The 26,711-nt window shown below is 43.7% G+C and carries 26 protein-coding genes, 1 other RNA gene and 1 pseudogene; 22 read left to right on the top strand and 6 right to left on the bottom strand.

The features are described from left to right. Positions 1-67 precede the first annotated feature (67 nt). The 9 genes and pseudogenes from purE to ttcA all read left to right on the top strand — a co-directional run bounded on the left by purE (position 68) and on the right by ttcA (position 7,774). A complete protein-coding gene (gene purE, locus J5A60_RS04705; protein ID WP_212509619.1) occupies positions 68-565 on the top strand; it encodes a 5-(carboxyamino)imidazole ribonucleotide mutase in 498 nt (165 codons plus the stop codon). 140 nt (positions 566-705) lie between these two features. Continuing rightward, complete coding sequence (gene purK / locus J5A60_RS04710) at positions 706-1,794, top strand: 5-(carboxyamino)imidazole ribonucleotide synthase (protein WP_212509620.1); 1,089 nt, start codon at positions 706-708, stop codon at positions 1,792-1,794. Between the two features lie 89 nt (positions 1,795-1,883). Next, positions 1,884-3,074: an amino acid aminotransferase gene (locus J5A60_RS04715; protein ID WP_212509621.1), complete on the top strand. Its 1,191-nt coding sequence runs from the start codon at positions 1,884-1,886 to the stop codon at positions 3,072-3,074. 227 nt (positions 3,075-3,301) lie between these two features. Continuing rightward, positions 3,302-4,288, top strand: coding sequence for an iron ABC transporter permease (locus J5A60_RS04720; RefSeq protein ID WP_111305908.1), 987 nt, complete (start codon positions 3,302-3,304; stop codon positions 4,286-4,288). A gap of 9 nt (positions 4,289-4,297) precedes the next feature. Then, entirely contained in the window at positions 4,298-5,086 is a 789-nt protein-coding gene (locus J5A60_RS04725; protein WP_006718231.1) for an ABC transporter ATP-binding protein, read from the top strand. A 12-nt stretch (positions 5,087-5,098) separates the two neighbouring features. Then, entirely contained in the window at positions 5,099-6,133 is a 1,035-nt protein-coding gene (locus J5A60_RS04730) for an ABC transporter substrate-binding protein (RefSeq protein WP_212509622.1), read from the top strand. 87 nt (positions 6,134-6,220) lie between these two features. Further along, on the top strand, positions 6,221-6,430 hold the full coding sequence (locus tag J5A60_RS04735; RefSeq protein WP_006718235.1) for a molybdopterin-binding protein: 210 nt from the start codon (positions 6,221-6,223) through the stop codon (positions 6,428-6,430). A 121-nt stretch (positions 6,431-6,551) separates the two neighbouring features. After that, positions 6,552-6,629: pseudogene (locus tag J5A60_RS09620) on the top strand (iron dicitrate transporter); the annotation flags it as partial. A gap of 212 nt (positions 6,630-6,841) precedes the next feature. After that, positions 6,842-7,774 carry a tRNA 2-thiocytidine(32) synthetase TtcA gene (gene ttcA, locus J5A60_RS04745; RefSeq protein WP_109432310.1) on the top strand — a complete coding sequence of 311 codons (933 nt, stop codon included), beginning with the start codon at positions 6,842-6,844 and terminating at the stop codon, positions 7,772-7,774. Between the two features lie 121 nt (positions 7,775-7,895). Here ttcA and J5A60_RS04750 read toward each other — a convergent pair whose 3' ends face one another. From J5A60_RS04750 to htpX, 5 genes are all read right to left on the bottom strand, one after another. After that, positions 7,896-8,378: a C40 family peptidase gene (locus tag J5A60_RS04750; RefSeq protein WP_212509623.1), complete on the bottom strand. Its 483-nt coding sequence runs from the start codon at positions 8,376-8,378 to the stop codon at positions 7,896-7,898. A 66-nt stretch (positions 8,379-8,444) separates the two neighbouring features. After that, entirely contained in the window at positions 8,445-8,741 is a 297-nt protein-coding gene (locus J5A60_RS04755) for an integration host factor subunit alpha (protein WP_006718254.1), read from the bottom strand. 3 nt (positions 8,742-8,744) lie between these two features. Next, positions 8,745-11,135: a phenylalanine--tRNA ligase subunit beta gene (pheT, locus tag J5A60_RS04760; RefSeq protein WP_212509624.1), complete on the bottom strand. Its 2,391-nt coding sequence runs from the start codon at positions 11,133-11,135 to the stop codon at positions 8,745-8,747. A gap of 19 nt (positions 11,136-11,154) precedes the next feature. Then, positions 11,155-12,144: a phenylalanine--tRNA ligase subunit alpha gene (gene pheS, locus J5A60_RS04765; protein ID WP_212509625.1), complete on the bottom strand. Its 990-nt coding sequence runs from the start codon at positions 12,142-12,144 to the stop codon at positions 11,155-11,157. A gap of 244 nt (positions 12,145-12,388) precedes the next feature. Continuing rightward, positions 12,389-13,258 (bottom strand): protease HtpX, encoded by an 870-nt coding sequence (gene htpX, locus J5A60_RS04770; RefSeq protein WP_212509626.1) that lies wholly within the window; start codon positions 13,256-13,258, stop codon positions 12,389-12,391. On the opposite strand from htpX, the gene J5A60_RS04775 reads away from it, so the two are divergent. Beyond that, complete coding sequence (locus J5A60_RS04775) at positions 13,248-13,409, top strand: hypothetical protein (RefSeq protein WP_160309762.1); 162 nt, start codon at positions 13,248-13,250, stop codon at positions 13,407-13,409. The genes htpX and J5A60_RS04775 overlap by 11 nt on opposite strands. 19 nt (positions 13,410-13,428) lie before the next feature. Here the strand turns inward: J5A60_RS04775 and rnpB are convergent. Continuing rightward, positions 13,429-13,817, bottom strand: an RNA gene (rnpB, locus tag J5A60_RS04780) — RNase P RNA component class A. A 123-nt stretch (positions 13,818-13,940) separates the two neighbouring features. Here rnpB and J5A60_RS04785 point away from each other — a divergent pair. From J5A60_RS04785 to J5A60_RS04840, 12 genes are all read left to right on the top strand, one after another. Beyond that, positions 13,941-14,876, top strand: a complete 936-nt coding sequence (locus tag J5A60_RS04785) for a KpsF/GutQ family sugar isomerase (RefSeq protein ID WP_048750387.1) — start codon at positions 13,941-13,943, stop codon at positions 14,874-14,876. Next, a complete protein-coding gene (locus tag J5A60_RS04790; RefSeq protein WP_048750388.1) occupies positions 14,876-15,430 on the top strand; it encodes an HAD family hydrolase in 555 nt (184 codons plus the stop codon). The genes J5A60_RS04785 and J5A60_RS04790 overlap by 1 nt, the downstream gene beginning before the upstream one ends. Positions 15,431-15,609: 179 nt before the next feature. Next, entirely contained in the window at positions 15,610-17,157 is a 1,548-nt protein-coding gene (gene trpE, locus J5A60_RS04795; protein WP_212509627.1) for an anthranilate synthase component I, read from the top strand. A gap of 10 nt (positions 17,158-17,167) precedes the next feature. Continuing rightward, complete coding sequence (locus J5A60_RS04800; protein WP_048750390.1) at positions 17,168-17,752, top strand: aminodeoxychorismate/anthranilate synthase component II; 585 nt, start codon at positions 17,168-17,170, stop codon at positions 17,750-17,752. A 56-nt stretch (positions 17,753-17,808) separates the two neighbouring features. After that, positions 17,809-18,201, top strand: coding sequence for a tautomerase family protein (locus tag J5A60_RS04805; protein WP_005703192.1), 393 nt, complete (start codon positions 17,809-17,811; stop codon positions 18,199-18,201). An 11-nt stretch (positions 18,202-18,212) separates the two neighbouring features. Next, positions 18,213-19,214: an anthranilate phosphoribosyltransferase gene (trpD, locus tag J5A60_RS04810; RefSeq protein ID WP_212509628.1), complete on the top strand. Its 1,002-nt coding sequence runs from the start codon at positions 18,213-18,215 to the stop codon at positions 19,212-19,214. Positions 19,215-19,247: 33 nt separating this feature from the next. Next, positions 19,248-20,678 (top strand): bifunctional indole-3-glycerol-phosphate synthase TrpC/phosphoribosylanthranilate isomerase TrpF, encoded by a 1,431-nt coding sequence (gene trpCF, locus J5A60_RS04815; RefSeq protein ID WP_212509629.1) that lies wholly within the window; start codon positions 19,248-19,250, stop codon positions 20,676-20,678. 309 nt (positions 20,679-20,987) lie between these two features. Then, positions 20,988-22,136 carry a hydrogenase 2 small subunit gene (hybO, locus tag J5A60_RS04820; protein WP_212509630.1) on the top strand — a complete coding sequence of 383 codons (1,149 nt, stop codon included), beginning with the start codon at positions 20,988-20,990 and terminating at the stop codon, positions 22,134-22,136. 1 nt (position 22,137) lies between these two features. Next, a complete protein-coding gene (gene hybA / locus J5A60_RS04825) occupies positions 22,138-23,178 on the top strand; it encodes a hydrogenase 2 operon protein HybA (RefSeq protein WP_109103798.1) in 1,041 nt (346 codons plus the stop codon). Next, positions 23,171-24,397: a Ni/Fe-hydrogenase cytochrome b subunit gene (hybB, locus tag J5A60_RS04830; protein WP_212509631.1), complete on the top strand. Its 1,227-nt coding sequence runs from the start codon at positions 23,171-23,173 to the stop codon at positions 24,395-24,397. The genes hybA and hybB overlap by 8 nt, the downstream gene beginning before the upstream one ends. Then, the gene (gene hybC, locus J5A60_RS04835; protein WP_109128603.1) at positions 24,397-26,106 is read left to right on the top strand and encodes a hydrogenase 2 large subunit; all 1,710 of its coding nucleotides are present in this window, start codon (positions 24,397-24,399) and stop codon (positions 26,104-26,106) included. The genes hybB and hybC overlap by 1 nt, the downstream gene beginning before the upstream one ends. Then, positions 26,106-26,585, top strand: coding sequence for a HyaD/HybD family hydrogenase maturation endopeptidase (locus J5A60_RS04840; protein ID WP_109103800.1), 480 nt, complete (start codon positions 26,106-26,108; stop codon positions 26,583-26,585). The genes hybC and J5A60_RS04840 overlap by 1 nt, the downstream gene beginning before the upstream one ends. Positions 26,586-26,711 lie beyond the last annotated feature (126 nt).

Consider the following 26,711-nt stretch of genomic DNA (forward strand, 5'->3'; position numbering starts at 1 on the left):
GTTATCGCAAACGTTTGCGCATTATGCTATTCTAGCGCCGTTTTTTATCTCCAAGAATGAGGCAAAAATGTCTTTAACATCCCCAAAAGTCGCGATTGTAATGGGTTCTCAAAGTGATTGGGCAACCATGCAAGAAGCCACGCAAATCCTCGATCAATTACAGGTTTCTTATCACGTAGAGATTGTTTCTGCACACCGCACCCCCGATAAACTCTTCCAGTTTGCCGAAAATGCACAACAAAAGGGTTATCAAGTGATTATTGCCGGTGCAGGCGGTGCTGCCCATCTGCCGGGAATGATCGCTGCCAAAACCATCGTGCCCGTACTTGGCGTACCGGTGAAAAGTTCCATATTAAGTGGTGTAGATAGCCTCTATTCCATCGTGCAAATGCCTAAAGGCATTCCCGTTGGCACCTTAGCTATTGGACCTGCCGGTGCGGCAAATGCAGGCTTATTAGCCGCACAAATGTTAGCCATGAATAATGCTGAATTAGCACAACGCTTACATGAGTTCAGACAGGCACAAACACAAAGCGTGTTAGACAATCCGGACCCGCGACGTTAAAAACAACAAAAATATCTACCGCACTTTATCCATGCTCAACCTAAAAAGTGCGGTCATTTTTTTCCGCGTTTTTTAATAAGTAACTAAAGGTAGTGCAAACATGAACGTTTGTGCCATCAATAAAAATCAATGAGAATACTATGCAAAAATCCGCCCTCTACCCGACGATTTATGTGCTTGGCAATGGACAGCTCGGCAGAATGTTACGCTATGCCGGTGCACCTTTAGATATTCATGTTCAACCGTTACCTTTCGATGCGCCGGTATTTGAATTATCGCCGAATGACATTATTACTGCGGAAATCGAACGTTGGGAACCAACGCCACTCACCAACCTCCTCGGCAATCACGCCAATTTCGTCAATCAAAAAATCTTTGCTCAATTAGCCGATCGCTTAAGCCAAAAATCCTTATTAGATCAATTACATCTTCCGACTTCGCCTTGGTGTCTGCTAAAAGAACCATTGCAATGGGCAGAGGTATTTCAGCACATTGGTGAGAAAGTTGTCGTTAAACGTCGCATGGGCGGTTATGACGGCCGTGGGCAGTGGATTGTGTCTGATGAAAACAAAGCACAAATTACTGAGGACTTGTTTGGGGAAACCATTGCTGAAAAATTCATTCCCTTTGATTACGAAGTGTCTCTCGTGGGCGCCCGTTTCCGTAACGGCGAGACTCGTTTTTATCCGGTCACTCACAATTTACAGCAAAATGGCATATTACGTTACAGTGTCATGGATATCACTTTCCCACAACAAAGCGCACAGCAACAGCAAGCTGAAATGATGTTAAGCAAAATCATGAATGAGCTCAATTATGTGGGCGTGATGGCAATGGAATGTTTTGTGGTTGGCGATCAGCTTTTAATTAATGAGCTTGCACCACGCGTACACAACAGCGGACACTGGACGCAACTCGGTTGCTCCGTCAGTCAATTTGAATTGCATTTGCGCGCATTGTTGGATTTGCCTACGCCGGAATTAAAAGTATCCGCGCCAAGCGTGATGGTGAATTTGATCGGCACCGCGCACAACCCACAGTGGTTAAACACCGCCTTTGCACAATTACACTGGTATGGCAAAGAAGTTCGCCCGGGGCGCAAAGTGGGACACATTAACATTTCCCATCCGGATAAAAAGGTCATTATCGCGCAATTAGACAAACTCGCCACAGAGTTGCCGGAAGACTATCAATCCGGTTTGCAATGGGCAAAAAATAAGTTGATATAGTTAACATTTTCGCAACATATTGCTTGTCAAAAAGAAACCCGAGCAGTATAACTAAAGAGATTTTTCACCCACCATCCGAGGATAATACTATGTTTGAAAAGATTACTGCCGCACCGGCGGATCCAATTTTAGGTTTAGGCGAAGCATTTAAATCCGAAACCCGTAGTAACAAGATTAATTTAGGCATCGGCGTATATAAAGACGCCAAAGGCAATACCCCGATTGTTAAGGCGGTAAAAGAAGCGGAAAGACGTTTATTAGAACAAGAAAATACCAAAAACTATTTACCGATTGACGGTGTTGCTGATTTTAACACACGTACCAAAGAATTATTGTTTGGTGCAAATTCCGATATCGTGAAAAACAACCGTGCCAGAACCGCACAAAGTTTAGGTGGCACCGGCGCGCTACGCATTGCCGCAGAGTTCGTCAAACGCCAAACGAACAGCCAAAATGTGTGGATCAGCACACCAACGTGGCCAAACCACAATGCAATTTTCAAAGCGGTGGGCATCAACATTCGCGAATATCGTTACTACGATGCCGAACGTAAAGCCTTAGATTGGGACAACCTCATTGCGGATTTAAGCCAAGCCGGTGAAGGCGATGTGGTTTTACTTCATGGCTGCTGCCACAACCCGACCGGTATCGACCCAACACCGGAGCAATGGGACAAACTGGCTGAAATGTCTGCACAAAAAGGCTGGTTGCCATTATTCGACTTCGCTTACCAAGGCTTTGCTCATGGCTTAGAAGAAGATGCTTACGGTTTACGCGCCTTTGCCAAAAACCACAAAGAACTTTTAGTAGCAAGCTCCTTCTCTAAAAACTTTGGTTTATATAATGAGCGCGTTGGTGCATTCACTGTCGTGGCAGAAAATTCTGATATTGCTGCAACAGCATTAACTCAAGTAAAAGTCATTATCCGTACCCTCTACTCCAACCCGTCTTCTCACGGGGCAAATACCGTTGCATTGGTATTAAATGATGCAAAATTGCGCCAAGACTGGGAAAACGAACTCACCGAAATGCGCGACCGCATCAAAAAAATGCGCCACCGTTTTGTTGAGTTGCTTAAAGAATACGGTGCACAACAAGACTTTAGCTTCATCATCAACCAAAACGGGATGTTCTCTTTCAGTGGCTTGACCGCAGAACAAGTTGACCGCTTGAAAGAAGAATTTGCCATTTATGCCGTGCGCTCAGGCCGTATCAACGTTGCCGGTATTACCGAAGACAATATTCGTTACCTCTGCGAAAGCATTGTCAAAGTGTTGTAATTTTTAACCGCTCTTTAAAAGAAAACGGCATCGAAATAGATGCCGTTTTTGTTTTCTGAAAAACAGTCTCAAAACTGACCGCACTTTTATCACTCAAAACAAAAGTCCAGTTATTTTTCCTGCGCGTTTTGACTTACTCCCTTAATTTCGTTATATAAAATAAATTACAAAGGTATGTATAATTTCATATATAATGAACCACATTAAAAACTAACCGCGCTTTTCTTATGAATAAAAACACGCTGATTTTTATCTTGCTCATTTTATTGCTTTTCGGTCTTGCCTTGTTTTCTTTGTCGTGGGGGCGTTTTGCCATTCCGATTGAAAACGTAGTACAAAGCCTAATGGGCAATAACACCAGCGACGTGCAAAACAACATCATTTTCAATCTGCGCTTGCCACGCATTCTTGCCGCTATTTTAGTGGGTGCTGCGCTTGCGGTGGCGGGCGCAACTTTTCAGGGAATTTTCCGCAATCCGCTGGTGTCGCCTGATCTGTTAGGTGTATCCAGTGGGGCTTGTATTGGCGCAGCCATTGCGATTTTGCTCGGTTTTGGTTTGTTTGCCATTCAGGGATTTGCATTTGTGGGCGGTTTAATTGCCGTGTTGATGACCATGAGCCTGCCGAAACTAGTGCGACGTGATTCCACGATTATTCTTGTGCTTTCCGGGATTATCATTTCCGGCTTTATGATGGCTTGCCTTGGTTTAATTAAATATCTCGCCGACCCGGAAACTCAACTTGCCGACATTGTGTATTGGCAAATGGGGAGTTTGACCAAAGTGGATTATAAAAACCTGAGCATGCTCGCCCCGATTATTCTGTTTACTACCGGCGGTTTACTCATGATGCGTTGGCGCATTAACGTATTGTCATTAGGTGATCGGGAGGCAAAATTAATTGGTGCCAATATTCGTTTGGAACGCAACGTTATGGTGGTGTTTGCCACCTTGCTCACTGCATCTGCGGTCTGTTTAAGCGGCACGATCGGTTGGATTGGCTTAATTATTCCGCATTTGGCGCGTATGTTTATCGGCGACAATAACCTTCGCACCCTTCCGCTTTCTGCACTGATCGGTGCCCTATTCTTGCTCATTATCGACACCTTAGCACGCAACTTATATACCCAAGAAGTTCCACTCGGCATTCTGACAGGTTTTATTGGTGCGCCGTTCTTTGCTTGGGTGTTAGTGAAGCAAAAGGTCGCGGAATAAGGAGCCGACATGTTAAAAATCAACCAACTTTATTTTCAACATCAGCCTCATATTCCGTTATTAAATGGTGTGGACTTAACGCTGAATGCAGGTGAATTAGTCACCATCCTCGGTGCTAACGGACGCGGAAAATCAACGTTGCTGAACTGTATTGCCGGTTTACTCACACCACAACGGGGCGAAATTTTTCTCAATAATGTAGAAATTAAGCATCTGACAAGTAAACAAATTGCCCGTCAAGTCGCCTATGTATCGCAACATTCACCGCAAACTTATCAATACAAGGTATTGGATTATGTGGTGCTGGGACGTGCAGCTCACCTAGGTTTGTTCGGCAAACCGCGTGAGGAAGATTATCACTTGGCAGAACAAGCGTTAGCCCAACTGGGTATCAGCCATTTTGCCGACAAAATTTATATGCAAATGAGCGGCGGTGAAAAACAATTAGTCAATTTAGCCAAAATTTTAGTGCAACAGCCGCAACTGATTTTGTTTGATGAACCCACTTCCGCCCTGGATTACGGCAATGTATTTAAAACCTTGAGCCTGATTAAAGAGTTATCACATCAGCAATTTTCCATCATTATGACCACCCATAATCCTGATCACCCGATGCTTTTGCATGATGTGATCCCGAACAGCAAAGTGGCCATCTTAAATACCCAAGGAAAATTGCACTGTGGTTTAACCGAAGACATTCTCACAGAAGACAATCTGCGAGAACTTTACCAAACAGATTTGCGCTTAATTGAGGTGCCTGAATTAGGACGCAAAATCTGTGCCATTACGCATATTTAAGAGGACGTGCTTATGACCCTGAAAAAAACATCTCTAAAACTTACCGCACTTTTTGCTGCTACCCTGTTGGCATTTTCTGCACAGGCAAAAATCGTCACCGACGTGGACGGCAACCAAGTGAACATTCCCGATCGCGTCGAACGTGTCGCCGACCTTTGGCATGCCAATAACCAAATCGTGTTGTTATTAGGTGGGGCCGACAAATTAGTTGCAACGACCACTGCTATTGCGGCGAATCCTTGGTTCGCTGAAGTGTATCCAAACATTAAAAACGTTCCGGTGCTAACTAACGGCGAAACGATTCAAGTGGAAGAATTGTTATCCCAAAAACCGGATGCTGTGTTGTTGTCTAAAAAATCCATGCTAACCGAAGTAAACCAAGCCGGCTTAAAAGGCGTGCGTGTGAGTTTTCAAGATTTTGAGGGATTAAAGAAAACTGTGAGCATCACTGCCGAGGTTTTAGGAGACAAAGCCCCTGAAATCGCGAAAAGTTACATCAAAGAACTTGAAGGCAACATTCAATTCGTCGAATCCCGCATTAAAGACGTGAAAGAAGAAAAACGTCCAACTGTATTGCACATCACTAGCGGCGCTGATTTACTTAAGATTGACGGTGGCAAATCCATGATTGGTGAATGGATTCGTTTAGCCGGCGGTAAAAGCGTGTTACCGGATCAAGCCAACATGGTGACTGTCACCATGGAGTCCATTGTGGAAGCCAACCCAGATGTAATTATCATCGGCAGCAGCGGCAATAAATCTCAAGCCGCCATTGAGAAAATCAAATCTGATCCAACTTGGCAATCCATCAGTGCGGTCAAAAATAATCGTATTTATGCCAACCCGACGGGGACTTTCCCATGGGATCGTTATAGTGCAGAAGAAGCCTTACAAATTTTGTGGGCGGCACAATTATTCCACCCAGAAAAATTCCAAGACATTGATATGGTGGAAAAAACACAGGCGTTTTACAAAAAATATTACGGTTATGCATTAAGTAAAGAAAACGCTGAGCAAATCTTAAAAGGGCTATCACCTCTTAAGTAGTATTGGTTTTTATCGTAATTATGGGTAAAATGCAGACTCTTTTTTCATCCGCCTACTTTTTGTAGGCCTTAATACAAGGAAATTTCTATGAAAATCAGTGCAAGAAACCAATTAAAAGGTAAAGTTGTTTCAATCGAAAGCGGTTCTGTAAACGCAATCGTTCACCTTGATATCGGTGGCGGCAACGTAATTTCTTCTACCATCTCTCTTGAAGCGGTAAAAGAATTAGGTTTAGCAGTAGGCAAAGACGCTTATGCAATTATCAAAGCAACTTCCGTAATGGTTGGCGTAGAATAATTTATTCTTAATGAAAGACAAAACAACCGTACTTAAAAAAGTGCGGTTGTTTTTTTATGTGTTTTTTCCAACACACGAATTTGGTTTCCAAAATCGAGGCTTGCCGTCGGTTCATCCATCTGATAAAAACTACTACTATCATGCAGGTTATCCGGAAGAAGGACGCGTTTATTTCTCGAATTTGAAATACAGCTTCTAACCCCCTTCTTAACAATTTTATTAATAACAAGGCCCTGTTTAACAGGGCTTTATTTTTGACTTAGATTGGCAAAAATACCATGAGAAAGCACAGCACTTTGTATTTTCTGAGCCTAAAGTGCGGTGTATTTTTTCCGTGTTTTTCAATTCATTTATGCAAAAATTGAGGCTTCGTATATAATGAGCCGCTTTCCAAATAACCGAATAGAAACAATGAATACAGCAAGCCAAACAGAAAAGAAACAAAGTTACAATTTCAATAAGTTACAAAAACGCCTACGCCGTAATGTGGGCAACGCCATTGCCGATTTCAATATGATTGAAGAAGGCGATAAAGTGATGGTATGCCTTTCCGGTGGGAAAGACAGCTATACCTTATTGGATATTTTGCTCAACCTACAACAAAATGCGCCGGTCAATTTCGATATTGTGGCGGTGAATTTAGACCAGAAACAACCGGGCTTTCCGGAGCATATTTTGCCTGAATATTTACAATCTATTGGTGTAGATTACAAAATTGTAGAAGAAAACACATATGGCATCGTGAAAGAGAAAATTCCGGAAGGAAAAACCACTTGCTCGCTTTGTTCCCGTTTACGTCGCGGGATTTTATACCGTACAGCGACCGAACTTGGCGCAACCAAAATTGCGTTAGGGCATCATCGCGATGATATGTTGGCGACGCTGTTTCTGAATATGTTCTACGGCGGAAAATTAAAATCCATGCCGCCAAAATTGATTTCTGACGATGGCAAACAAATTGTGATTCGTCCGCTTGCCTATTGCAAAGAAAAAGACATTGAGAAATACGCCGTTGCGAAACAATTCCCAATCATTCCTTGTAACCTATGCGGTTCACAGCCGAATTTGCAACGACAAGTGGTGAAAGAAATGTTGAACACTTGGGATCGCCAATATCCGGGGCGTTTGGAAACCATGTTTAGCGCCATGCAAAACATTACCCTTTCTCATTTATGTGATCCGAAACTTTTCAACTTTAAAGGCATTAAACACGGTCAAGCGCTTGAAGGTATCGAGGGCGATACTGCATTTGATGAGCAAAATATCACGCCAATGCAATTTGATGATGAAGATCAGACTGATTTCAGTGAACAAGAAATGATTGCATTTAAAGAAGTGAAGTAAAAAACGTGGCTAAAAACCACCGCACTTTTAGTGCGAGGTGCGTAATAAAAAGCTGGTTGAAAACAAATAAAAAGGCGCGTTTATACGCACCTTTTTCTTTTATCTTTTTCTTCTACATCACTTAAATACGTCTCGCCTGCCAATAGGCTTTGCGCCAATAATCGCTATTCATGGAAGAATAAACGACACCACCTTTTGTTGACGCATGAAGGAATTTATCCTCTTTAACATAGATACCCACATGGTAACCGTTTGGTCCTAATCCTGTTTTAAAGAAGATTAAATCCCCGGTTTGAATATCTGATTTTTCGATATATTGTCCGTATTTAGCTTGATCTTTGGTTTGGCGCGGTAATTTTATGCCAAAGCGATCAAAAAACGTGGTTTGCACAAAACCGGAACAATCCACGCCATTACGACCAAGCCCACCAAGCACATAAGGCGTTCCCGCCCATTCATGTTGTTGTTCGCTTAATAAAGCTATCGCCATAATGGGATCGTTAATTTGTCCTTTGTAATTAATGCGCGAGGATTTGTATCCGCCGGAACAGGCAGCTAACGCCAACACACAACCACAAAGCAATAAAGATTTTAAAACACGCATTGATAGAACATCTCAAACTAAAAAGCTATCAACAAGGACATTATTGATAGCTTATTTTTATACTTATTAGGCTTTCGGTTTGACTTTTTCCACCCGATTACGCAATTTTTGTCCCGGTTTAAACACCACTACGCGGCGAGCAGAAACCGGCACGCTTTCACCGGTTTTCGGATTACGCCCCGGACGAGAGGATTTATCGCGTAACTCAAAATTACCAAACCCGGATAATTTCACGTCATTCCCAGTTTCTAACGCAATTCGGATTTCCTCAAAAAAACTTTCGACTAAATCCTTGGCTTCACGTTTACTGAGATGGAATTTCTCAATAAGATTCTCGGCGAGTTCTACTTTAGTTAATGTCATAGTTTAATCTCTCAAGTAAGCATTAAAACGTTGTTTTAACTCAGATAATACCGCTGAAATTACTGCGTTAATTTCATCTTCTTCAAGGGTTTTTTCATTGTCTTGAATCACGAGGCTTATCGCTAAGCTCTTATGACCTTCTGCGACGCCACTACCTTGGTAAACGTCAAATAAATTCACTTGCGTTAATTTATCACCGCCTGCAACACGACAAGCGTCTAATACATCGTCTGCTGCAACACTATCCGCAACCACAAGAGCTAAGTCACGGCGATTCGCCGGGAAACGGGAAATTTCTTTTGCTTTCGCAATATCACGACGAGAAATATGCGCAATGGAAATTTCACACACAAATGCCTTGCCGTTGATACCAATTTTTTGAGCAATCGTCGGATGAAGTTGACCAATAAAACCAATTTCTTCACCGTCTAACATAATTGCAGCAGATTGCCCCGGATGTAACGCTGTGTATGATTTTGCTACAAATTTTGCGCGATTTCCAGCAGAACTTAATGAAAGTAAATTTTCAATATAACCTTTTAAATCATAGAAATCGGCAGGCGCAGCTTTTTCGCTCCATTGTTCATTTGCTTTCGAACCGGTCATCACTGCCGCAAAAACTTGTTCTTGACGTACGCCAAATTCGGCTTTTTCATCCGGTACAAAACGTAAACCAAATTCAAACAAACGCACACGATTTTGTTGACGATTTTGGTTATAACTTACCGCCCCTAGCAATCCGGTTAATAGTGAAACGCGCATCGCGGACATTTCAACAGAAATTGGGTTAGGTAGAATAAACGGTTTAATTTCCGGGTGGAGTAAACTTTGAATTTTCGGATCAACAAAGCTATAAGTAATGGCTTCATAAAAATCGCAACTCACTAATGCCGCTTTAATTCGCGATAATTCAATGTCTGCTTCGCTATGCTCGCGCATGCGCAAATGCGCTAACGGTGCATTATTTGGAATACTGTTATAGCCATAAATACGCGCGACTTCTTCAATTAAATCTTCTTCGATTTCAATATCAAAACGCCAAGATGGCGGAACGGCCGTCCAACTGTTGTTAGCGTAAGAAACCTGTAAACCAAGGCGTTGTAAAATATCGGTTACCGTTTCTGTTTCAATATGATGGCCAAGTAACGCATCTAATTTGTGACGTTGTAATGTGACTTGTTGACGTTTTGGTAAATGGGCTTCATGAGTCACCTCACAAATTTCACCGGCTTCCCCACCACAAATCTCTAATAAAAGTGCGGTCGCTCTTTCCATTGCTTTACGTGGCAATTCAAAATCCACACCACGCTCAAAACGATGAGAAGAATCTGTATGCAAACCATATTGACGAGCACGACCGGTAATCGCCAATGGCGCAAAAAATGCTGCTTCTAAAATCACATCTTTTGTGTTTTCTACATTCACACCACTGGCTTCACCACCGAAGATCCCCGCCATTGCCAATGCACCATTTTGGTCGGCAATCACTAAAGTGTTCGGTTGAAGTTTCGCTGTCGTACCATCTAACAAGACAAGCTCTTCATTTTCTTTCGCCATGCGAACTTGTACCGGTTGTGCCACTTTTGCCATATCAAAAGCGTGCATCGGTTGGCCCAATTCAAGCAAAATATAGTTCGTGACATCCACAATTGGATCGATAGAACGAATATCGCAACGGCGCAATTTTTCTTGTAACCACATTGGTGACTGCGCTTTAACATTGACATTCTTAATCACACGTAATAAATAACGCGGACAGGCTTCGGCAGCTTGAACATCAATTTGTACTTTATCGCTAATGGTCGGTTTAACCACCTCAAAGTGCGGTGGATTTTCGTGAAGTTTATTCACCACAGCTAATTCACGCGCCACACCGGCAATGCTTAAACAGTCTGCACGGTTTGGCGTTAAGCTGATTTCAATAGCGCTGTCGTCTAATGTTAAATAATCGCATAAATTGGTACCGATAGGCGCATCTTGTGGCAATTCGATAATGCCATTGGCATCAGATTCAATGCCGAGTTCGCTGAATGAGCAAAGCATGCCTTCGGAAGGTTGTCCGCGTAATTTGGTTTTCTTGATTTTGAAATCACCCGGTAATTCAGCGCCTTCTACCGCACAAGCCACTTTCAAGCCTTGACGACAATTCGGTGCACCACACACGATATCTAACAAACGCTCGCCGCCCACATTCACTTTGGTTACGCGTAATTTATCGGCATCAGGATGTTGTGCGCATTCCACCACTTCGCCTACAACCACACCGGTGAAATCGCCGGCCACTTTTTCTACTCCGTCAACTTCCAAGCCTAACATGGTAATTTGTTCGCAAAGTTGTTCCGTAGAAATCGCTGGATTAACCCATTCGCGTACCCATTGTTCACTAAATTTCATACTTATCTCTCACTCAAAATTATTTAAACTGTTTCAAAAAGCGTAAATCATTCTCGAAGAATGAACGTAAATCTGTGACGTTGTAGCGTAACATGGTTAAACGCTCTACCCCCATGCCCACTGCAAAGCCAGAGTATTCATTTGGGTCAATACCAACATTGCGTAAAACATTTGGGTGTACCATACCGCAACCCAACACTTCTAGCCATTTTCCGTTTTTACCCATTACATCCACTTCGGCAGAAGGCTCTGTGAATGGGAAGTAAGACGGACGGAAACGCACTTGCAAATCTTCTTCGAAGAAGGCACGTAAGAAATCGTGCAACAGGCCTTTTAATTCGGTGAAATTCGCATGTTTATCCACATACAATAATTCGATTTGATGAAACATCGGTGTGTGGGTTTGGTCGTAATCGTTACGATACACGCGTCCCGGCGCCATAATGCGAATTGGCGGCTGTTGTTTTTGCATGGTACGAATTTGTACCCCGGAAGTTTGCGTTCTTAACAATAATTCAGGATTAAACCAGAACGTATCGTGATCGGCACGCGCCGGGTGATGTTTAGGAATATTTAAGGCATCAAAATTATAATAATCGCTTTCGATTTCAGGGCCGGATTCCACAGAAAACCCGAGTTCAGAGAAGAATTTGGTCACGCGCTCAATCGTAATGGACACCGGATGTAAACAGCCCATTTCCACTTTGCGTCCCGGTAAACTCACATCAATACGTTCATTTTCTAATTGTGCATTTAACAGGGCTTGTTCCCATTCTGCTTTTTTCGCATTTAAGAAATCTAATGCGGCTTGTTTGGCTTCGTTAATTTTCGCGCCCATTGCCGGACGTTCTTCCGCCGCCACGTTGCGCAATTCTTGCATTAATTGGGTAAAATGACCCTTCTTACCAAAATATTCCACGCGAATTTCATCAAGCGCTGCAAGGCTTTTATCTTCAATGTTGTCTATGGCATGTCTTGCTTTATCCACAAGCTCTTTAAGATGCTGCATAAATATCCTCTGTGATGATTAATTTATCTAAAATTTTGTCAATAATAATACTAACTGTTTAGAAAATCACGCAATTTATCTATGACCGCAGAAATTATTCCGTAATAAAACGAAGATTTATCGAGAAAAATGACCGCACTTTATTCTTCCATTTGCCTTTCTCATGAAACTTTTCAGCCATTTTCTTTGGATAAAAAAATAGAGGCTTAAAAAAGCCTCTATTGATTAAAAATACATTTTATTATTAGCGTAACTGTTGCAACGCTTCAATACGTTTTTCCAACGGCGGGTGGCTTAAGAATAATTCTGTTAAGCCGCCACCGCGTTTACCGTTAATGGCAAATGCCGCCAAGGTGGAACCTTCGAGCTCTTCCGGCTCATGCAAATTTTGTAAGCGTTTTAGCGCATCAATCATTTTTTGCTTACCCACTAAATTCGCCGAACCTGCATCGGCTCTGAATTCGCGTTGGCGAGAGAACCACATGGCGATCATGCTTGCCAAGAAACCAAATACGATTTCCAGCACCATCGAAACTAAGAAATAGATCCCGGAATTGCTTGAGCTTTCACTGCCCTGATTGCGGGAGTTAGCCACCACGTTTGCAATGATGCGTGATAAGAAAATCACGAATGTATTGAGAACACCTTGTAGTAACGCCATGGTCACCATATCGCCGTTTTTAATGTGGCTCACTTCGTGCGCTAAGACTGCTTCGGCTTCGCCACGGGTCATTTTATTTAACAATCCGGTACTCACCGCCACTAACGAATTGTTTTTGCTTGCGCCGGTGGCAAACGCGTTCACATCTGCAGAATGATAAATGGCGACTTCCGGGCGCGGCAAACCGGCACGATCTGCTTGTGAATATACGGTATCCAACAACCAACGTTCTGTTTCGTTTCTCGGTTGTTGAATCACTTCAGCCCCTACAGAACGAATTGCCATGGTTTTGGACATAAATAACGAAATAATCGAACCCGCAAAACCAAATAGTGCGGCAAACAGCATTAAACCGCTCGCATCACGAGATTGAATGCCGGTCAACGATAAAATGATGTTAAAAACCAACAATACTGCCATGTTGGTGGCAAGGAAAAGTAAAATGCGCATCATCGATGAAAAACTCCTCAATAAAACAGTAATAAAAACACGCTTGGCTATAATGGCGACGAAAAAAGGAAAATCAAGTATGCCAATGAATTCAATGAGAAAAAATGTTGTTTTATTGGAAAAAGAGAAAAGAGAAAAGCGCGGTGGATTTTGACGATGTTTTTTGAAAAGAAAAAGGGAGTTGGTCGATAAGCCGGGTTCTGTCGTGGACAATCATTCATCTAGGCGCACATTTACACATGCGCTCAAGCAACCTACCCGAATCCTGAACGGGCCATTCATTGGATTCCTATTTGGTCTTGCTACGAGTGGAGTTTACCCTGCTACCAACCGTTACCGGCGGCACGGTGCGCTCTTACCGCACCCTTTCACCCTTACCTGATCCCTTGCGGGCCATCGGCGGTTTGCTCTCTGCTGCACTTGTCGTAGGCTCTCGCCTCCCGGACGTTATCCGGCACTCTGCCCTGTGTAGCCCGGACTTTCCTCCCGCCTACTTGTCCCCCAGTTTACGCTTTCGCGATGTTAGAGGCTTCAATAGACCGGCGATTGCCTGACCAACTCAGGCGCGCAGTATAGCTTAAATTCAAGGTGAAATATAGTGTTAAGTAAAAAGTTGGGCTAGAATGAACGCCATAAAAACAGGCCTAAAATATACCGCACTTTTGTGCCACATAAGGAAACTTCAATGAATTATTTACAAATTGCCCGAGAAACCCTGGGCGTTGAAGAAAAAGCCCTAGGGCAACTCAGCGAAAAATTAGACGGCACCTTCACTGAGGTTGTTGATTTAATTTTAAATTGCAAAGGACGCTTAGTGATCGGCGGTATCGGCAAATCCGGCTTAGTGGGCAAAAAAATGGTCGCCACCTTTGCTTCCACCGGCACACCGAGTTTTTTCCTGCATCCTACGGAAGCCTTTCACGGCGATTTAGGTATGCTGAAACCCATTGATGTGGTGATGCTCATTTCCTACAGCGGCGAAACCGATGATGTCAACAAACTCATTCCAAGCCTAAAAAACTTCGGCAACAAAATCATTGCGCTTACCTCCAATAAAAATTCCACTTTAGCGCGCCATGCGGATTATGTGTTGGACATTAGCGTAGAACGGGAAGTCTGCCCGAACAATCTTGCCCCGACCACTTCCGTAGTTGTTACCATGGCATTGGGCGATGCGTTGGCAGTTTGTTTAATGCGCGCTCGTGATTTCCAACCGGAAGATTTTGCGAAATTCCATCCGGGCGGCAGCTTAGGTCGCCGTTTGTTATGCCGTGTCAAAGATCAAATGCAAACCCGTTTACCGATTGCCGCCTTAACAACCTCCTTCACCGATTGCTTAACCATTATGAACGAAGGTCGTATGGGCGTGGCGTTGGTGATGGAGCAACAGCAATTACGCGGTATCATCACCGATGGCGATATTCGCCGTGCATTAACGGCCAATGGTGCCAATACGCTTAGCAAAACCGCACAGGAATTGATGACCTCTCATCCGAAAACCATTCATCAGGATACCTATTTATCCGAAGCGGAAAATTACATGAAAGCACATAAAATTCATTCTTTGGTTGTGGTGGATGATGCGCAAAATGTCGTGGGTTTAGTGGAGTTCTCAAGCTAATGATAACGGAATTACAAGAAAAATTAAAACAGGTGAAATTCGTTATCACCGATGTGGATGGCGTATTAACAGACGGTTTACTGCACTACGATGCTAACGGCGAAGCGCTCAAAAGTTTTCATGTGCGCGATGGTTTAGGTATTCGCATGTTGATGGAAGCCGGCATTCAAGTCGCCGTGTTATCCGGACGTGATTCGGCAATTTTGCGCAAACGCATTGCCGATTTAGGCATTAAACTCGCTTTTTTAGGCAAGCTGGAAAAAGAAAGCGCCTGTTTTGAATTATGCCGCCAAGCCGGTGTTGCACCAGAGCAAACGGCTTACATTGGCGATGACAGCGTTGATCTCCCCGCTTTTGCTGTTTGTGGACTTTCCTTCGCGGTTGCCGATGCCCCTGAATACGTCAAAAACTGCGCCGATTACACCTTGGGCTTAGGTGGCGGCAAAGGCGCCTTCCGTGAAATGTCCGATATGATTCTCAATGCCCAAGGCAAAGCGGAAATTTACAATTCAGCTCAAGGATTTTTGAAGACGGCGAAAAAGATGGCGCAGTAAAAACGCCGTGAAAAACGACCGCACTTTTTGATTCATATCGTGGGCGGATATTAAATCTGCCCTACTTTGCTATTCATCCATTCCCTCCATTCTTAAATAAAATTTTTATTTCCTCTTGACTTTAGATTTTTGTACTAGTTTAATAGTGCAACTTGATTTTATGTTTTAAGGAAATGAGAATGTCATCTGCTTTTATTCAAACATTCACACAAAACGTTGCTTATCACAGTGACCCTACCGCTATTTTCGCCACCTTATGCGAAAACAAACCGAATACGCTACTGTTAGAATCTGCCGAAATTTCCAGCAAAAACAGTCTGAAAAGTTTATTACTCGTTAACGCAGCCATGAAAATTTCTTGCTTGGGGCAAAGTGTTACTTTTCATGCGTTGACCGACAACGGTACCGCAGTGTTACCGTTAATTGCGCAAAAACTTTCGGCACAGGTCAACGTAACATCCCAAACAAGCACCGAACTGCAAGTGGAATTCAAACCTGCCGGCAATAATGCGGACGAAGACAGCAAATTATTGGCACCAGGCATTTTCGATGGATTGCGTTGTTTCACCGAACTTTATCAGACAAGTTCGTTACCGGTTTTTTTAGGCGGGTTATTCGCCTATGACTTGGTGGCAAATTTTATTCCGATGGAAAATATCACTTTGCAAGATGATGGCATTACCTGCCCTGATTATTGCTTTTATTTAGCGGAACAATTACTGGTGATCGATCATCAATTGCAACAAGCGGAATTACAAACCTTTTGTTTTGCACAAAATGCGTTGGCTACGTTGCAACAGAACGCCCAAGAGATTGCCAAAAAACTCTTGGAAATTCGACCGCACTTGAGCCTCAAATCGGCTTCTACCGAGGTTGCCATTAATTTAGATGATGATAAATTCAAGAAAATTATTGAGCGCCTGAAGCAACATATTTATTGTGGCGACGTGTTCCAAATCGTGCCGTCCCGTCGTTTCTCCCTTGAATGCCCGAATACGTTGGCGACTTATCGTCAGTTAAAACAAAACAACCCAAGCCCGTATATGTTTTTTATTCAAGACGAGGATTTCACTCTGTTCGGTGCTTCACCGGAAAGCGCCTTGAAATATTCGCAAACTACCCGTCAGTTGGAGATCTACCCGATTGCCGGTTCCCGCCCGCGCGGTTTTGATGCTGACGGCAATATCGATCCCGAATTAGATTCCCGTTTAGAACTGGAATTGCGTTTGGATCATAAAGAACAAGCGGAACATTTGATGTTGGTGGATTTAGCACGTAACGACATCGCCCGTGTGTGCGAAAGTAAAACCCGCCATGTGAAAGATTTAATGCAAGTAGATCGTTATTCGCACATTATGCACCTTGTTTCTCGCGTTGTAGGTAAACTTCGCCCTGAACTGGATGCATTACACGCCTACCAAGCCTGCATGAACATGGGGACGCTAACCGGCGCACCGAAAATCAAAGCCATGCAGTTAATTTATCAATTTGAACAACAAAAACGCCACAGTTACGGCGGCGCCGTGGGCTATTTACAATCTAATGGCAATTTTGACACCTGTATCGTGATTCGCTCCGCCTTCGTGCAAAACGGCATTGCTCATGTGCAAGCCGGTTGTGGTACGGTGTTGGATTCCGACCTGCAAATGGAAGCCGATGAAACCCGTCACAAAGCTCGCGCGGTCATCAACGCCATCGTACAAACCAATAAGAAAGCGAATCAATAGGAGTGAGATCATGGCAACCATTTTATTTTTAGATAACTTTGATTCCTTTACATACAATTTAGTGGATCAATTTCGCGGATTGGGACATCAGGTTCACATTTACCGCAATGATTGCGGTTTAGCGATTTTAGAAAAAAATGCTTTAGCACAGCCGGACACGATTCTTGCCCTCTCCCCCGGGCCGGGCACCCCGGATGAAGCGGGCAATATGATTCCGTTGATTAAGCGATTAATCGGCAAAGTACCGATGCTGGGCATTTGTTTGGGGCATCAAGCGTTAATCGAAGCCTTCGGCGGCAAAGTCGTTCACGCGGGTGAAATTTTACACGGTAAAGTGTCCCGCATTGAACACGACAATGAAGCCATGTTCAAAGGTTTGACCAACCCGATGCCGGTCGCGCGTTATCATTCCCTCATGGGCATTAATTTACCCGATGAATTGATTCCGAACGCCTCTTATCATGGCATTAATATGGCAATTCGCCACCGCACTTTGCCAATTTGTAGCTTCCAGTTCCACCCCGAATCTATTTTAACGGTACAAGGGGCACAGTTATTAGCGCAATCGGTGGAATGGTTGTTGAAACGGAATTAATATGCCACTTCCCCTCTTTAGCAAAGAGGGGGATTTTAAATAGAAAAGGATAAAACATGATCACAGTATATGGCTTAAAACGTACCCTATCCCCTCGCAAATCTGCTGTAGCAGAGGTGATTTATAACTGTCTGGAGCTCGGTTTAGATGTCGCCAAAGGCAAGCACGCACTTCGTTTTATTTGTTTGGAAGACGACGATTTTTACTACCCGCATACCACAAACCGTACCGACAATTACATGGTGATTGAAATCAATTTAATGCAAGGTCGTTTAGAGCAAACCAAAAAACGTTTAATCAAAATGTTGTTCAGTGAATTTGAATACAAATTAGGCATTAGCCCGTTTGACGTGGAAATCACCATCAAAGAGCAACCGGCGCATTGCTGGGGCTTCCGTGGCATGACCGGCGATGAAGCGCGCGATTTGGACTACGATATTCATAAATAAGGACAAGGATGATGGAAAACCAAGCTCTATTAGAAAAACTTTATGGCGCACAAACCTTAACCGCCGCGGAAAGCGAAGCCTTATTTAACGCCATCATGTTGGGTGAATTAAGCAACGAACAAATCGCCGCCATGTTAGTGGCACTAAAAGTGCGTGGCGAAACCATCGATGAAGTCAACGGTGCCGTATTAGCCGCCGTTAAAAATGCCAAACCGTTTCCCACACCCGATTACCCCTTTGCTGACATCGTCGGCACAGGCGGTGACGGCGCCAATACCATCAATATTTCTACGGCGTCCGCTATTGTCGCAGCCGCTTGCGGTGCCAAAGTAGCGAAACATGGCAACCGTAGCGTTTCCAGTAAAACCGGTTCAAGCGATTTATTAACCGCACTTGGCGTCAATATTGCCATGTCTCCAGAACAAGCCCGCAAGGCATTGGACAACATCGGCATCTGCTTCTTGTTTGCACAGCAATATCACCCGGGCTTCAAATATGTTGTACCGGTACGCCAAGCCTTAAAAACCCGTACACTCTTTAATATTCTTGGTCCGCTTATTAATCCGGCACGTCCGAAACGTCAATTGCTCGGCGTTTATTCTCCTGAACTGATTGATATTTATGCTAAAACCGTTGCTCAATTAGGTCACGAACACACGATTATCGTGCACGGCAGTTGCTTAGACGAAGTGGCCATTCATGGTGCTACAGACGTGGCGGAAGTGCGTAACGGCGAGATTGAACGTTATACCCTAACACCACAGGATTTTGGCTTCCACGTCAAACCGTTGGAAAGTTTGCGCGGTGGCGAACCGACAGAAAATGCGCAAATGATTACCGCACTTTTACAAGGCAAAGGCAAAGCGGAACACAACCAAGCCGTTGCCATGAACACAGCCCTCTTACTAAAACTGTTCGGACAAGAAGACATTAAACATAATGCGCAACGAGTATTGGATGTGATTGCGCAAGGCAAACCGTTTGAAACTTTACAGAAATTGACGACCTATTAATTTAAAGCCTGTTTTCAAAAATAAGACATCAACATGATCACACAAGACTTTTCCAAACCCCTTGAAACCGCCACGGTGTTACAAAAAATCGTGCTCGATAAAGCCGAATGGGTAAAAAACAAAGAAGCGGAATTTCCATTAAGTGAATTTGAAAAAAACATTCAAAAATCCGACCGCGCTTTTTATGAGGCGTTAGCAAAAGGCACGCACCAAAAACCGGCATATATTTTAGAATGTAAAAAAGCCTCGCCTTCTAAGGGATTGATTCGCAGTGAATTTAAACCGACAGAAATTGCGCAGGTCTATAAAAACTATGCCAATGCGATTTCTGTGCTGACCGATGAAAAATACTTCCAAGGCGATTTTGCCTATATCAAGCAAGTTCGAGACGTTGTCACACAACCGGTATTATGCAAAGACTTTATGATCAGCGAATACCAGGTTTATTTGGCGCGTTTTTACCAAGCAGACTCGATTTTACTCATGCTTTCGGTGGTGAATGATGAGACTTATCGTATTTTGGCGGATTTAGCACATTCTCTTGGCATGGGCGTGTTGACCGAGACCAGCAACGAAGAAGAATTTGAACGCGCCTTGGCGTTAGGGGCAAAAATTATCGGCGTAAATAATCGTAATTTGCACGATTTAAGCGTGGATTTAAACCGCGTGGTGGCATTAACCACCCGATATGCCGACCACATTCCTGCCGATGTACGAATCATCAGCGAATCAGGCATTTACCATCATCAGCAAGTACGTGAATTGCAACACGTTGCCCATGGCTTTTTAATCGGCAGCAGTTTAATGGGCAGTCCCGACTTAAACAACGCCGTGCGTGAAGTTATTCTCGGCGAAAACAAAGTGTGCGGTTTAACCCGTACGCAAGACGTAAAAACCGTTTACGAAAGCGGCGCATTATACGGCGGGCTGATTTTTGTCGAAAATTCTAAACGTTGTGTCAGTTTACGCCAAGCCCAAGAATTGGTGACAGCAGCCCCACTTCGCTTTGTGGGCGTGTTTCAAAATCAAGACATTGATTTTATCGTGAAAATCGCACAGCAATTACAGCTCTATGCCGTTCAGTTGCATGGCGATGAAACAACGGAATTTATCACCGCACTTCGCGCCGAATTGCCTGAAAGCATTCGTATTTGGAAAGCGATTTCCATGGATGTAACCCGTAAAAGTGCGGTGGTTTTTGACGACGTTTCTGAGATGGATCGTTTTGTTTTCGATAGCAAGTCAGGCGCACAACAAGGCGGTACGGGTGAGGCTTTCGATTGGTCGCTGATTCCTGCCCATCTGAAACATAAAATTATTCTGGCGGGTGGCATTAACCCCGATAACATTGAAGACGCATTGGCACAACGTTGTGTCGGTGTGGATCTGAATTCCGGTGTGGAACGTGCCCCCGGTATAAAAGACGCTGAAAAAGTGCGGTCGGTTTTTGCAAAGATTTTATAGCGTCACAAGACCACACAATAAATAATGGCGCACAATATCCAATGTGCGCCTTTTTCTTTTCTTAATTCAGCCTTTTCTGCGATCAAATCCGTTTTTCTCTGACTCCAAATAAAACCTAATACCTCGTTATAGTTACAACAATTTAACAAATGAGAATTAATCGCAATTAATCTATAAAAACAAAAGGTTACATCCTATATTCGGATAAAAAATAGGGATATTCTTGATGACGATCAAATAATGTTCCACCTTATGAGCATATCATAGCGCCAATAACCATGTATAAAATGTGTGAATTGGAGTGAATATATGCAACGAAGCGATGGATTATTTTCTGCCTTAGCCGATGTTTCCCGCCGGGATTTCATGAAATTATGTACCGCACTTGCGGCAACAATGGGGCTAAGTAGTAAAGCCGGTGCGCAAATGACAGAAGCCTTGATGGCGCCTGCTCGTCCGCCGGTATTATGGATTGGTGCACAAGAGTGTACGGGATGTACTGAATCTCTGCTACGTGCCACCCACCCAACAGTAGAAAACTTGGTATTGGAAATGATTTCCTTAGAATACCACGAAACGCTTTCTGCAGCCTTTGGGGAACAAGCTGAAGATAATAAACATAATGCTATGCATAAATATTATGGCAAATATGTTTTAGTCGTAGATGGTTCCATTCCTGTGAAAGACGGTGGTGTTTATTGTATGGTCGCCGGGAAACCGATTGTAGAACACATTCAAGAAGCGGCAAAAGGTGCTGCAGCCATTATTGCCATCGGTTCTTGTGCAGCATGGGGGGGCGTGCCTTCCAGCGGTGGTAACCCAACCGGTGCAAGCAGCTTATCCGAAGTGTTACCAAAAGGCACGCCGGTCATTAATATTCCGGGTTGCCCGCCAAATCCACATAACTTCCTTGCAACAGTCGCTTACATTCTTACTTATAAGAAATTGCCGGCAATGGACAAACTCAATCGTCCGCTATTCGCTTACGATCGCTTAATTCACGAAAACTGCTATCGCCGACCGCACTTTGATGCAGGTCGCTTTGCCAAAGAATACGGTGATTACGGTCACCGCAACGGTTGGTGTTTATACCATCTCGGTTGTAAAGGACCGGAAACTTACGGCAACTGCTCTACCTTAGAATTCTGTGATGTCGGCGGCAATAACTGGCCGGTCGGTATCGGTCATCCTTGTTATGGTTGTAACGAAAAAGGTGTGGGCTTTACCAAAGGTATTTTCCAATTAGCGGGCGTAGAAAACCCAACACCACGCGTTGAAAAACCGGATGTCAACAACACCGAAGGTTCGGGTGCAACTATGACCGCTATTGGTTTATTAGGTGGTGCTGCTGCCATCCTTGCCGGTGTCAGTGTCGTGACCTTACGCGAATTAAGTGTTCAACATAAAGCCCGTTCCGAAGCCAAAGCGGCAGATAAAGAACAGCATACAGGTAAATAAGATGGATAGACGAAAATTTCTAAAAGCCGGTGTGCTTGGCGGAATTGCTTCCACCTTGCCTGTGTCGAGTGCACAGGCATCCGAAGTGGTTGAACCTATTCCCGGTGCGCTTGGAATGCTTTACGACTCTACCCTTTGTGTAGGTTGTCAGGCATGCGTGGCTGAATGTCAAAACGTGAACCATACACCAGTGAATCCAAAAGGCGATCAGACTTGGTCAAATAACGACAAACTTACGCCGTTTACCCGCAATATCATTCAAGTTTGGAGCGATGGCGATGGTAAAAATAAAGACCAATCGGAAAATGGCTATGCTTACGTTAAAAAACAATGTATGCATTGCGTTGATCCGAACTGTGTAGCGGTTTGTCCTGTTCAAGCCCTCACCAAAGATCCAAAAACAGGTATCGTGAAATACGATCCTGACATTTGTACCGGTTGCCGCTATTGCATGGTGGGTTGTCCTTTTGATGTACCAAAATACGACTACGACAATCCGTTCGGTGAAATCAGCAAATGTGAACTCTGTAACCAAAAAGGTGTTGAACGCTTAGATAAAGGCGAATTACCGGGTTGCTGCCATGTTTGCCCAACGGGTGCCATTATTTTTGGTACGCGTGAAGAGTTATTGGCAGAAGCAAAACGCCGTTTAAGCTTATTACGCGGTACCGAATACGACTACCCACGTCAACACGTCAATAGCACGGATAAATACCGCGCTACCGTACCGGCATATCAATATCACATCTACGGTGAAAAAGAAGGTGGTGGTACACAAGTCCTTGCTTTAAGTGGTGTACCATTTGAAAATCTTGGCTTGCCACCTCTAGATGAAGTAGCGACAGGTTCTCGTGCTGCGCATTTACAACACTTCTTGTATCGCGGCTTGGCATTGCCATTAGTGGCACTTGCCGGTCTCACCTTTATGACTTACAAAAATATGCATGGCGATAAAATTGCCGAGCGTATTGCAGCACAAAAAGAAGCCATGCGTCAGGCACGCAAGGAAATTGAAGAAGCGGAGGATGAACACCATGAGTAATCCACGTCCGGTGGGCGGTCGCCTTGTTTCTGCCGCAATTCTCTTTTTTGCACCACTTGCCGTACTTTGCGTTTTATTAATTTTAAAACGTTTGGTTTTCGGTATCGGTTCCGTGACCGCACTTAATGGCGGTTATCCTTGGGGTTTATGGATTGCCTTTGACTTGCTTGTCGGTACAGGTTTTGCCTGTGGCGGTTGGGCATTAGCTTGGACAGTGTATATTTTCAACAAAGGGAAATATCACGCCCTTGTGCGCCCGGCATTGCTTGCCAGTCTCTTCGGTTATTCCCTTGGTGGTTTATCCATTACGATTGATATGGGCCGTTATTGGCACTTACCGTATTTCTACGTTCCGGGACAATTCAATACCAATTCCGTGTTGTTTGAAACGGCATTTTGTATGACTGTGTATATCATTGTCGTCACCTTAGAATTTGCCCCGGTATGGCTTGGTTTCCTTGGTTTAAAGAAATGGTTTAATAAACTCAATAAAATCATGTTCTTCATTATTGCCTTGGGTGCCTTGTTGCCGATGATGCACCAATCTTCCATGGGTTCCTTGATGATTGTAGCGGGACACAAAGTCCATCAGGTATGGCAAAGCTATGAAGCGCTACCAATTCTCTCCTTGCTGACAGCTTTCATTATGGGTTTCTCTATTGTGATTTTCGAGGGTTCTTTAGTTAAAGCGGGTCTTGCAGGAAAAACACCGGATGAACGTCATTTATTTACTCAATTGGCACGCGTTACAGCAGGCTTGATTTTCTGTTTCTTAGCTGTGCGTTTTGGTGAGTTGATTTATAACGATAAACTGCAAATGGTTGTGGGTTTCGACAAATTAACTAAATTTGAAGCATGGATGTTCTGGATTGAAGTCTGGTTGATGGTATTACCGTTACTTACCCTCTTCCTCGGAGAGAAAAAATCAGATTCCCGTTGGTTATTTATTTCGGCATTAAGCATGTTACTCGGTGCAGCATTATGGCGGATGAACTACTCGCTTATCATGTATAATCCGGGCAATGGCTATCAATATTTCCCATCAGCGGAAGAATTGCTTATTTCAATCGGCTTCGTTTCTATTGAAGTATGTGCCTATATTTTAATCATTCGTTTATTCCCTGTATTGCCGGTATTTAAAGAAAAACATACCGAAGACTCAGAAAAAATTATTGCCGAAAAAGCGGCATTCAGCAAAAAAGTTAGCGGAGCAGAATAATGTCAGAAAAAAAACGTATCTCAATTGACCCAATTACCCGTATTGAGGGGCATTTACGTATTGATTGCGAAATTGAAAACGGCGTCGTCACCAATGCTTGGTCATCCGGTACCATGTGGCGCGGTATGGAAAATATCGTAAAAGGTGCCGACCCACGTGATGCATGGATGATTATGCAACGTATCTGTGGCGTATGTACCACAGTACACGCGATTATCAGCGTGCGTGCCGTAGAAGATGCTATCGGTGCTAAAGTACCAGTCAATGCGCAGTACATTCGCAACATGATTCTTGCTGCACACAGCATTCACGACCATATCGTGCATTTCTATCAACTCTCCGCGATGGACTGGGTGGATATCACCGCTGCGCTAAAAGCTGATCCTGAAAAAGCAGCAGACATGCTAAAAGGTGTCTCTACATGGTCATTAAACAGTGCTAACGAATTCCGCAATGTACAGAAAAAAATTCAAGCATTAGTGGACAGCGGACAACTTGGTATTTTCGCTAATGGTTATTTCGGTCATGCTGCAATGAAACTTCCACCAGAAGTCAACCTCATTGCCGTCGCGCACTATTTGCAAGCGCTTGAATGTCAACGTGATGCTAACCGTGTAGTCGCATTACTCGGTAGTAAAACACCACACATTCAAAACTTGGCGATTGGTGGTGTAGCAAACCCAATTAACTTAGATTCCCAAGCAGTACTAAACCAAGAACGTCTCATGTTCGTGAAAGCTTGTATCGACCGCTTAACTGACTTCATTAACCAAGTGTATAAAGTAGATGCAGCAGTATTTGCGGCTTACTATCCTGAATGGTTAAGCTTAGGTAAAACATCCGGCAACTACTTATCTGTACCAGAATACCCAATTGATGCAGATAACTCTAAATTCATGTTAAAAGGTGGTTATATCGAAAACGGCGATTTATCGACTTTCCGCCCAATTGATCAACAAAAAGATGAGTTCGTTGTAAAAGGCATTAAAGAAAGCGGTAAACACGCTTGGTACGAAGACGATGAGCCATTAGAACCTTGGGCGGGTTTAACTCGTCCGAAATACACAGGCTGGCAAGATGATGGTAAATACTCTTGGGTAAAAGCGCCGACATTCTACGGTAAAGTTGTCGAAGTGGGGCCTCTCGCCTATTTAATGTGTGGTTTGGCAGCAAATGACACACCAACCGTGACCCATTTCAATGAATTGAAAGGCATTTATGAAAAATTGACTGGTAACACGTTAACCACCGATCAACTACATTCTACCCTTGGACGTATTATCGGTCGTACCGTGCATTGCTGTGCGATCAACGACATTTTAAGCGCTCAATGGCAAATGCTCATTGATAACATCGCGAAAGGTGATATGACGGCTTATATCAAAACGGATATTCCAGCAAACGGTGAATTCCGTGGTGTTGGTTTCGGTGAAGTACCACGCGGTATGCTTTCTCACTGGGTTGTGATCAAAGACGGTCGCATTGAAAACTACCAAGCGGTTGTACCATCCACATGGAATGCCGGTCCACGTAACGAACAAGACCAAATGGGTCCTTATGAGCTTTCCATTATTGGTACACCGGTGGCAGATCCGACTAAACCATTAGAAGTGGTTCGAACCATTCACTCTTTCGACCCTTGTATGTCCTGCGCCGTGCACGTTGTTAACACAGAAAACGGTGAAGTGACCGAAGTGAAGGTGTTGTAATGAAGCCATTAATTCTTGGCGTCGGCAATATTTTGTTAAGTGATGAAGGTGTCGGTGTGCGCGTTGTGCAGGAGCTTGAAAAACGCCTTGAAATTCAACCGCACTTTGACATCATCGATGGTGGTACTTGTGGCATGGAATTACTGGATGCGATGGCAAATCGCGAGCATTTAATTATTATCGATGCTGTGCTTGCTAACAAACAGCCAGGTGAGATTATTGTGTTACATGACGAACAAGTGCCTACCTTTTTCTCACGCAAAATTTCGCCACACCAACTGGGTATATGTGATGTACTTTCTGCAATGAAATTGACGGACGAATTCCCAAAACACCTTTGTCTTATCGGTATCCAGCCAGAATCGCTAGAATCCGGAATTGGCTTGACGGAAACGATACAAAAAACATTACCGAATGTTTTTGTAGCCTTGAATCAAGTGATTACTGAATATGGTTTGAATCTAGACTCTCCTCTTTAGAAAAGAGGGACGGGGGGAGATTTGACCTAATTAATAGAGGCAAGAGTTAAATCTCCCCTAACCCCTCTTTACGAAAGAGGGGAACTTTCTTTAAGATTTCACCTACTATGCTTTAATCTTATTGAT

It is taken from the genome of Aggregatibacter sp. oral taxon 513 (assembly GCF_018128305.1).
GTDB classification, from domain to species: domain Bacteria; phylum Pseudomonadota; class Gammaproteobacteria; order Enterobacterales; family Pasteurellaceae; genus Aggregatibacter; species Aggregatibacter segnis_A.